General features: G+C 69.0%; 1 protein-coding gene. It reads left to right on the forward strand.

Annotated features, from left to right (window positions below; all coding sequences use genetic code 11):
* The coding region (locus ACIRS4_RS37900; RefSeq protein ID WP_404204773.1) for an AI-2E family transporter at positions 1-1,083 on the forward strand (1,083 nt) is incomplete at its 5' end.
* Positions 1,084-1,189: the final 106 nt, after the last annotated feature.

The raw sequence follows: 1,189 nt of genomic DNA on the forward strand, positions 1-1,189 counted from the left end.
CTCATCATTCTGGCGGCGGTGGTCGCGGTCGCGTATCTGGCGCGGCGGCTGTCGACGGTGACGATTCCGATTTCCATCGCGCTGCTGGGCGCGGCTCTGATGGCGCCGCTGGTCAATTGGATGCAGCGGTTCGGAGTGCCGCGGGCCATCGGGGTGCTGGTCGCGCTGATCGGGTCGCTCGGGATCCTGGCCGGGATCATGACCTTCGTCGTGGAACAGTTCGTCTCCGGTGTGCCGCAGCTGTCCGACGAGTTCAAGACCTCCGTGCACCAGGTGCAGGACTGGCTGATCAACGGGCCGCTGCACCTGAGCAACGATCAGATCCGCAATGCGGGCGACACCATCGTCAAGACCGTCGAATCCAACAAGGACGCGCTCACCAACGGGGCGCTCACCACCGCCACGGTCATCGGCGAGTTCTTCACCGGCACCTTCCTGACGCTGTTCATCCTCATCTTCTTCCTCTACGGCGGCGACCAGATCTGGGAGTTCTGCACCCGCATCGTCCCGGCCGCGCACCGCTCCAGGGTGCGGGAGGCCGGCCGGCTCGGCTTCGGCACCCTCACCGGCTTCGTCCGGGCCACCGTGCTGGTCGCGGCGGTGGACGCCATCGGCATCGGCGCGGGCCTGGCGATTCTCAATGTGCCGCTGGCGCTTCCGCTGGCCTCGTTGGTCTTCATCGGCGCGTTCATCCCGATCGTGGGTTCCTTCATCGCGGGTTCGGTGGCGGTGTTCATCGCGCTCATGACCAAGGGCCTGGTCACCGCGCTCATCGTGCTGGGCATCACGGTCGCGGTCATGCAGCTGGAAGGCCATGTGCTGCAACCACTGCTGATGGGCCGCGCGGTGCGCATCCACCCGCTGGCCGTGGTGCTGGCCATCGCGGCGGGTGTGGTGCTGGCCGGGCTCGCGGGCGGTCTGCTGGCGGTACCGTTCGTGGCCGTGGTCAATACCGCCATGCGCTCGCTGCTCGCCGATTCGCCCGAGGAGGCGTATCAGGAACTGCACACCGGCGATCCGGACCAACCCATGTACGCCGCCAAACCCGACGGTCCCGACGGCCGAGCGGTCACGGAGGACTGAGTGGGGCGCGGGACCGAACCGCTGCCGGGCGGGAACGGGCCCGATCCCGCCTGGGCCGCCCCCCCCCCGCGGAGGCGGGCGGGGGCGGGCTTGCCGCGGGTGACCC

This window comes from Streptomyces sp. NPDC101166 (assembly GCF_044768125.1).
Classification (GTDB): Bacteria; Actinomycetota; Actinomycetes; order Streptomycetales; family Streptomycetaceae; genus Streptomyces.